Below are 7,666 nucleotides of genomic sequence, written 5' to 3' on the forward strand. Positions count from 1 at the left end.
CGCATCGCAAATGACTCCCGCTCGCAAACGAGGGTACAATGACGCTCGTGTCACATCGCGGGGCCCCGGCCCCAGCATATACAAAGGAGTCATACATGGGTTGCGAACACGCACAGGCCGCCGGCGGACAAACGTCGCCGTCGCAATTTGAGGAGAACACGCTGTCCGAGGTCAAGCGCGTCATCGCCGTGCTTTCCGGCAAGGGCGGTGTCGGCAAGTCATTTGTCACCGGTGCCATCGCCACCGAGCTTGCCCGTCACGGCCACAAGGTCGGCGTCCTCGATGCCGACATCACCGGTCCCTCTATCCCCAAGATGTTCGGTATGAGTGGACGCCACGTCCATGCCCTTGGCAACCTTATGCTGCCCGAAATCTCCGAGCACGGCGTCAAGGTCATGAGCTCCAACCTGCTGCTCCAAAACGAGACCGACCCCGTCCTTTGGCGCGGTCCGGTCATCGCAGGCGCCATTAGGCAGTTCTGGAGCGAGACCTCGTGGGGCCCCATCGACTACCTACTGGTCGACATGCCTCCGGGAACAGGCGACGTCGCGCTCACCGTCTTCCAGTCGCTGCCGGTCGACGGCATCGTCATCGTCACGAGCCCGCAGGATCTGGTCTCGATGATCGTCGCCAAGGCGGTCAACATGGCCGAGAAGATGAACGTCCCCATTCTGGGCATTGTCGAGAACATGAGCTATATTGAGTGCCCCGACTGCGGCAAGAAGATCGAGGTCTTTGGCAAGAGCAAGCTCCCCGAGGTCGCAGAGCGCTATAACCTCGACATCTTGGGCCAGCTTCCCATTAATCCGGCACTCGCCGAGGCCTGCGATAAGGGCGAGGTCGAGACCGCGCTGCCCGATGGCATGTTGCCCAAGGCAGTCTCTGCCGTCGAGACTATTACCCCACACGAGACCGACGAGGCCTAAGTGAACGCGAGCGCCCTCTATGACGTCTTGGTAATCGGCGGCGGGGCTTCAGGCCTCGCCGCCGCCATTACGGCCGCACGCGCTGGCAAAAGCGTCTGCATCGTTGAGCGCGATGTCGCCTGCGGCCTTAAGCTCCTTGCGACCGGTAACGGCCGCTGCAACCTCTCCAACGAATCGATCGATCCTCAGCGGTATAACCACCCAGCATTCGTCACATCCGTCATGGGCCCCCAGCCCGAACAAGAGCTTATGGGTTTCTTCTCCTCGCTGGGCATCATGACAACCTCCGAGGAAGGCCGGCTGTACCCGCGCTCCCTTCGCGCCGAATCGGTGCGCGACGCGCTTCTCAACGTTTGCGACCGCCTAGGCATCACCTTAATCTGCGGAGCCAACGTTGCCTCGGCGCACAAAGCTTCCGAAGGCTGGGCACTCCAAATAGACCGTCCAGCGCGGGCGCTCAAGGCAAAAAAGCACGATGACCGAAAATCGGAGCTCCGCTCGCTTCGGAAAGCGCTCGCCGATGTCCCTCGCAAGAACGAGGCCCTGCAGGCACATGCCGTAATTATCGCTACGGGCGGCAACCCCACCGGTATCGCCGATACGTTTCGCCTCCCCCTCACTTCGCCGCGCCCCATCCTCTGCCCCGTATCGGCAACGGTCGTTGGCGATCGGGCGGCACTCAAGACGTTGGACGGCCTGCGCGTCCGTGTCCGCTTGACGCTCGCCCGCAATCATAATGAGCTCTGGCACGAAGACGGTGAAGTGCTGTTTCGAACCTTCGGTATCTCGGGTGTCGCTGTCTTCAACCTCTCTCGTCGTATCCAGCACGGCGATACGATCCTGCTCGACGTTTTCCCCGACCTCTCCAAAGACGAGTTGCTCGATATGCTCAACCGGCGCGTTGAGCTGTTCGGTGACTTTTCACCCCGCGATCCCCGTTGGCTCGACGGCATGCTCGCCCCGCAACTCTCCCGCGTCGTCTGCACAGCGTTCGAGCAGTGCCATCCATGCTCCAACGATGTCATCCACCTGGTCTCGATCCTCAAGCACTTTAAATTGCTCGTCGAGGGAACAACCGAGGAGCGCTCAGCGCAGGTCACGCGTGGTGGCGTATCTGTCGAGAGTATCTCAACACCCAGCCTACGCGCGCGCAGCGTTGTCGACGCCCCGCTTTACGTTTGCGGTGAAGCGCTCGACATCGACGCCGATTGCGGAGGCTTTAACCTTGCGTGGGCCTGGATCTCGGGCATTCGCGCTGCAAGCAGCCTGTAGCCGCGCAGTCTATAATCAAAAACGCATTCGGGCCGTCTGGGATACCGGACGGCCTCTTTCTTGCCTCTAAGGAGACCTCGATGATCGAAATCACCCAAGTCAACGCGTCGCTCGATGAAGCCGACGATGAAAATGCCTGTCTCATTGTTGGCAAGCGAGTCGCCAAGCGCGTCCTACGTTGCAAGGACTCCGAGATCAAGTCCATCGAGCTCCACCGCAAGTCAATCGACGCTCGCAAAAAACGAGACGTCCATTTTATCCTGAGCTTTCGTGTTGAGCTGACTAGTCCCCACCTCGAGCGAGAAGCGGTCGACAGCGTTGCCGAGCGTGACCGCTCGCGCGTACGCGCGATAGAAGACGATGAGCCTTCATTCCCCTCCCCCGCCTCCGACGCACCTCAAGAACGCCCTGTCGTTGTCGGCGCCGGATGCGCCGGCCTTTTCGCTGCGCTTACGCTCGCCGAAGCAGGTCTTAAGCCCTTGCTCATCGAGCGCGGCGACCCGGCATTTCGCCGCTCGCAGGCGATCGACCTCTTTCTAAAGGAGCGCATCCTCGACCCCGAGAGCAATATCCAGTTTGGCCTGGGCGGCGCGGGGACCTTCTCGGACGGCAAGCTCAATACGGGAACCAAAAATCCCGCCCATCGCCTTATCCTCGAAACCTTCGTCGAGGCGGGTGCGCCCCGCGATATTCTGTGGGATGCCAAGCCGCACATTGGCTCCGACATCCTTCCCACGGTCGTCACCGCTATATCCCAGCGCATCGAGCAGCTCGGAGGTGTCGTCCGTTATCGAACGAAGCTCGTCGACATTCGCATCGACGCGTCTGGCGCCATCACCGGTATTGATGTCCAATCGTCCCAAGACACCGCTTGCGAGCCAATCGAGACAAAGCACCTCATCCTCGCCTGCGGGCATTCTGCTCGCGATATTTTTGAGCTCCTTAAGGACCACAACGTGGTCCTCGCACAAAAGACCTTTGCCATGGGCGTTCGCATCGAGCATCCGCAGCGCGACATCGACCGAGCCCAATTCGGAGCCTCGGCGGGACATCCTGCCCTCGGAGCAGCCCCCTACAAGCTCGTCGCCCATCTTCCCAACGGCCGCAGCGTGTTCTCGTTTTGCATGTGTCCCGGCGGGCAGGTTGTCGCCGCCTCTTCCGAGCAGGGCCACTTGTGCGTCAACGGCGCCAGTCTCAATGCCCGCGACGGACGCAACGCAAATGCCGCCCTGCTCGTTAACGTCACGCCTGAGGACCTTCCCAACGATGACCCACTCGCCGGCATCGAGCTCCAGCGCGCCTGCGAGGCGGCCGCCTACCGCCTGGGCGGTTCCAACTGGAACGCACCGGCACAGCTCGTCGGAGATTTCCTCGCAGGACGCGCCAGCAAGGCGCCCGGAAAGGTAAAGCCCACCTATCCGCTCGGTGTGACCTGGACGGCAATTGACGAAGCCCTGCCGCAGCATATCGTCGAGTCGCTCCGCCTGGGACTTCCCCTACTTGGAAAAAAGCTACGAGGCTACGACCGCTCCGATGCTGTCCTTACCGGCGTGGAGACTCGCTCGAGCTCACCGGTCACCGTCACCCGAGACCGAACATGCCATGCCGTGTCGACCCCGGGCCTCTACCCTTGCGGTGAGGGAGCTGGATATGCCGGCGGCATCATGAGCGCCGCCACCGACGGCATCCGTTGTGCCGAAGCCCTGATCGCAGACCTCTAACGCACGAATTCCAGCGCGCAAAAGACGCATGCCCCGAGCTCCGCAGGGAACTCGGGGCATGTTCGCTATTTCTTAAACCGTGCACCCTGGCGTTTTCTGCCCGATGCGAACGTGGAACCCTTGCGAGCCTGCGAACGTAAGCGCTCGATCGTCTCGTCCTCAGACGCACCCTCGAGCATCGCCCGAATCTGAACGACGGCATCGCGCAGGCGCGCCGCCTCCTCAAAGTCCATGGCGGCAGAAGCGTTACGCATATCCTCTTCCATGGTTTCGACGATCCGCACGAGCTCGTCATGCGGCAGTTCTTCCAACTGCTCCGCAAGTGTCTGCTCGGACGCCACCGTTTCCGGCACGCCACCCTCGCCCGACTCATCGGGCGTATAGAATGCGCCATGGCCAAGAGAGTCGCCCTTCGAGCGTCCCTTGGAACCCACGGTTTTTTCGGCCTCGGCAATAAAACTTGAGATGTCGTTGATGGCCTTGCGCACCGTCTTGGGCACAATGCCATGCTCTTCGTTATATGCCATCTGAATCTCGCGACGGCGCTGCGTCTCCTCGATGGCCTCTTTCATCGAATCGGTCACAACGTCTGCATACATGATGACTTCGCCATCGGCGTTACGGGCCGCGCGACCAATCGTCTGAATCAGCGAACGGCGGTTGCGCAAGAAGCCTTCCTTATCGGCATCGAGAATTGCCACCAGTGAGACCTCGGGAAGATCCAAGCCCTCGCGAAGCAGGTTGATGCCAACGAGAACATCGATCTTGCCCTCGCGCAGCGTTCGCAGGATCTCGACACGGTCCATTGTCGCCGTATCAGAATGCATGTAATTGACCTTAATGCCCGCATCAAGCAGATGGTCGGTCAGGTCCTCGGCCATGCGCTTGGTCAACGTGGTCACCAGCACGCGCTCCTTGCGGGCAACGCGCTCGCGAATCTCGTCCTCAAGATCGTCAATCTGCCCACGAACCGGACGCACATCGATCTTGGGATCGAGCAGGCCGGTCGGACGAATAATCTGCTCAACATCGTTCTGGCTCACCCGCAGCTCGTAGTCGCCCGGCGTGGCCGAAACGTAGATGAACTGGGGGATCCTTGCCTCAAACTCATCGAAACGAAGCGGGCGGTTATCGAGTGCAGAAGGAAGGCGAAAACCGTGTTCCACCAGCGTCACCTTACGCGAGCGGTCACCTTCGTGCATGCCGCGAATCTGCGGCACCGTCACATGGCTCTCATCGATGATGCAGAGCATGTCCTTAGGGAAGTAATCGATCAGGGTAAACGGCGGCTCGCCCGGTTTTCGACCGTCCAGATGACGCGAGTAGTTCTCGATACCGTTACAAAAACCCATGGTCTCGAGCATCTCGAGATCATAGTCGGTGCGCTGCTGCAGACGCTGTGCCTCGAGCAACTTGTCGGTCGCCTTGAGCTCGGCCACACGCTTCTCGCACTCTTCACTGATTGATTTCAGAGCCGCCTTGACCTTCGGCTTCTCGGTCACGTAGTGCGATGCCGGCCATACGGGGATGGCCTCGTACTCACGAAGCATCTCACCGGTAACCTCATCGATCTCGGCAATAAGCTCAACCTCGTCGCCAAAGAACTCAAACCGCAACGGATGCTCGGCATAAGGCGGATACACGTCGACAACATCGCCGCGCACGCGGAACGTGCCGCGCGCTAGGTCATAGTCATTGCGATCATATTGAATGTCGATAAGTGCATGGATAAAGTCATCGCGCTCGAGCGGCACTTTCTTGTCGACATTCGGCGCCAGCCCCGCATAGTCCTCGGGAGAGCCGATACCGTAGATACAGGACACCGAAGCAACGACGATTACATCGCGTCGAGAGAGCAACGAGGCGGTCGCCTGATGTCGCAGCATCTCGACCTCTTCGTTAATCGAGGAGTCTTTCTCGATATATGTATCGCTTTGCGGCACATACGCCTCGGGCTGATAGTAGTCGTAGTACGAGACAAAGTAGACCACAGCGTTGTTGGGAAAGAACTCTTTGAGCTCGCTCGCAAGCTGAGCGGCGAGCGTTTTATTGGGAGCCATGACCAGCGTCGGCTTCCCCAGGGCCTCAATAGTCTTAGCCATCGTGAAGGTCTTGCCCGAACCAGTCACGCCCAGCAAAACCTGATAGCGATCTCCGTCCCTCACACCCTGCACAAGCGACTCAATGGCCTTAGGCTGAGAACCTGCAGGCTCATAGGGAGAAACGACTTCAAACGGCACCTCAGCGCCCTCAACGCCAAAGCGCTTAAGTTCACCACCAACGCGTTCTACTTCAAATTCCGCCATGGATACTCCTAACTCATACATCTGCAGTATACGCAGGAGGTGGGCTTAGTCCTATACGAACCGATCGGGATAGAGCGTCTTATAGCGAACCCAGGCATTATTGACGCGAATCAGATAAGCCTGCGTCTCGGGGAAGGTAATCGCATTGTGAAGCGAGGTGCTCTGCTGCGCCCAACCATCCACATTGCCCATGCCGGCGTTATATGCGGCAATAGCGCTATCCGTCGACCCGTTGAAATACGTTAGAAGATACGAAAGATACGCACAGCCAAACTCGATGTTCGTAGCGGGATCGTTAAGGTTGTCGGCCGAATACCCCCCACCGTCGACAAGACCCTTAGCGATCATATCCTGGGCAGTCTCGGGCATCAGCTGCATCAATCCCTGAGCACCCTGATTCGACTCAGCCTCGGGATCCCAATTCGATTCCGACTTAATGACAGCGCACACCAGATACGGATCCAGATTATGCGAAATACTAGATTGCTTTACATACGCCTCGTAGTCAATGGGATACAGCGGCTTAAAGAAAGCCGCAGGAGCACACGAGTAAACGAATGAGATAAGGCCGAAGGCAAAAACGGCAGCCAGCGATATAAGGCGATACCACGCAAAGAAACGTGTCTTAGGCATCGGCATCCTCCTTATTCGCAGTGTCTATAAACCCATGGCATGCAAGCCATGAGTCAAGCTGCTCAAAGAGCGAATTATCGCCTGCGGCATTATCAATCACCGTTGTAGCGAGATTGCACAGCGCAGACTCATCGGGCTGGCAAGCAGAACGGGCATCGAAATCAGATGGCTCCATGCCACGCTGAATAGCACGCTCGCGACGAACTGACAAAGGGGCGCTGATGACCAGAATTTCATCAGCCAAGCCAAATGCATCCTCAAAACCAGTCGGAGCAGAAACCTCGACAACCGCAAAGGGATAACGGGGAGATGAAACCGTACAACAAACCGGATCGAGAATCCTAAGCGAAAGCTGTTCAATGAGAACGGGGTGCACAAGGTCATTGAGCCGTGCGACCGAATCAGGAGAAGCGAAAGCTCGAGAAGCGAGGATGCTGTGGCGAATGCCGCCCTCCTCATCCAAAATATCCCAGCCAAATTCTTCCGCGAGGGCATTGACGATATCGGAGCCTGGCACATACAGCGATTTGGCAAGCTCGTCCAGATCGATAAGCATGGCGCCATGAGATTCGAGATAGCGGCAGGCAGTCGACTTACCCGAAGCAATATTGCCCAAGACAAAAACGGTAAACATCAAGTCCTCCCTAACGCCAATGGGAGTTATTATCGCGCAAATACAAAAGAAGGACTCAAAATACAGCCAAACAGTAAGACAAGCTAAAAGAAGGCGAGTTCTTGTATTACAGCTCTTTATAAAACGCAAAAAAGGGGGAGGCCGCGAGGCCTCCCCCTTCTTCAAGTCATCAGA

6 protein-coding genes are annotated in these 7,666 nt (G+C 58.2%); 3 read left to right on the forward strand and 3 right to left on the reverse strand.

The annotated features are described in order from the left end of the window. The first annotated feature begins 95 nt into the window (after positions 1 to 95). The 3 genes from DWV43_RS07100 (at position 96) to DWV43_RS07110 (ending at position 3,919) form a co-directional block, all read left to right on the forward strand. Positions 96 to 926, forward strand: coding sequence for an Mrp/NBP35 family ATP-binding protein (locus tag DWV43_RS07100; protein ID WP_117817431.1), 831 nt, complete (start codon positions 96 to 98; stop codon positions 924 to 926). After that, positions 927 to 2,198, forward strand: coding sequence for an NAD(P)/FAD-dependent oxidoreductase (locus DWV43_RS07105; RefSeq protein WP_117817429.1), 1,272 nt, complete (start codon positions 927 to 929; stop codon positions 2,196 to 2,198). It begins immediately after the preceding gene. A gap of 80 nt (positions 2,199 to 2,278) precedes the next feature. After that, positions 2,279 to 3,919 carry an NAD(P)/FAD-dependent oxidoreductase gene (locus DWV43_RS07110; RefSeq protein ID WP_117817427.1) on the forward strand — a complete coding sequence of 547 codons (1,641 nt, stop codon included), beginning with the start codon at positions 2,279 to 2,281 and terminating at the stop codon, positions 3,917 to 3,919. A gap of 65 nt (positions 3,920 to 3,984) precedes the next feature. Here DWV43_RS07110 and uvrB read toward each other — a convergent pair whose 3' ends face one another. Genes uvrB through coaE form a run of 3 tightly spaced genes read right to left on the reverse strand, consistent with a single transcriptional unit; the run spans position 3,985 to position 7,492 of the window. Further along, on the reverse strand, positions 3,985 to 6,225 hold the full coding sequence (uvrB, locus tag DWV43_RS07115; protein WP_117817425.1) for an excinuclease ABC subunit UvrB: 2,241 nt from the start codon (positions 6,223 to 6,225) through the stop codon (positions 3,985 to 3,987). A gap of 51 nt (positions 6,226 to 6,276) precedes the next feature. Continuing rightward, the gene (locus DWV43_RS07120) at positions 6,277 to 6,858 is read right to left on the reverse strand and encodes a lytic transglycosylase domain-containing protein (protein ID WP_117817424.1); all 582 of its coding nucleotides are present in this window, start codon (positions 6,856 to 6,858) and stop codon (positions 6,277 to 6,279) included. Next, positions 6,851 to 7,492 (reverse strand): dephospho-CoA kinase, encoded by a 642-nt coding sequence (gene coaE / locus DWV43_RS07125; RefSeq protein ID WP_117817422.1) that lies wholly within the window; start codon positions 7,490 to 7,492, stop codon positions 6,851 to 6,853. Before coaE ends, DWV43_RS07120 begins: the two co-directional genes overlap by 8 nt. Positions 7,493 to 7,666: the final 174 nt, after the last annotated feature.

This window comes from Collinsella sp. AF05-9 (assembly GCF_003465595.1).
Classification (GTDB): domain Bacteria; phylum Actinomycetota; class Coriobacteriia; order Coriobacteriales; family Coriobacteriaceae; genus Collinsella.

Coding starts and splice junctions, on each gene's coding strand:
- coaE (WP_117817422.1), bottom strand. CDS start 7,492: ATGTTTACCGTTTTTGTCTTGGGCAATATTGCTTCGGGTAAGTCGACT.
- DWV43_RS07110 (WP_117817427.1), top strand. CDS start 2,279: ATGATCGAAATCACCCAAGTCAACGCGTCGCTCGATGAAGCCGACGAT.
- uvrB (WP_117817425.1), bottom strand. CDS start 6,225: ATGGCGGAATTTGAAGTAGAACGCGTTGGTGGTGAACTTAAGCGCTTT.
- DWV43_RS07100 (WP_117817431.1), top strand. CDS start 96: ATGGGTTGCGAACACGCACAGGCCGCCGGCGGACAAACGTCGCCGTCG.
- DWV43_RS07120 (WP_117817424.1), bottom strand. CDS start 6,858: ATGCCTAAGACACGTTTCTTTGCGTGGTATCGCCTTATATCGCTGGCT.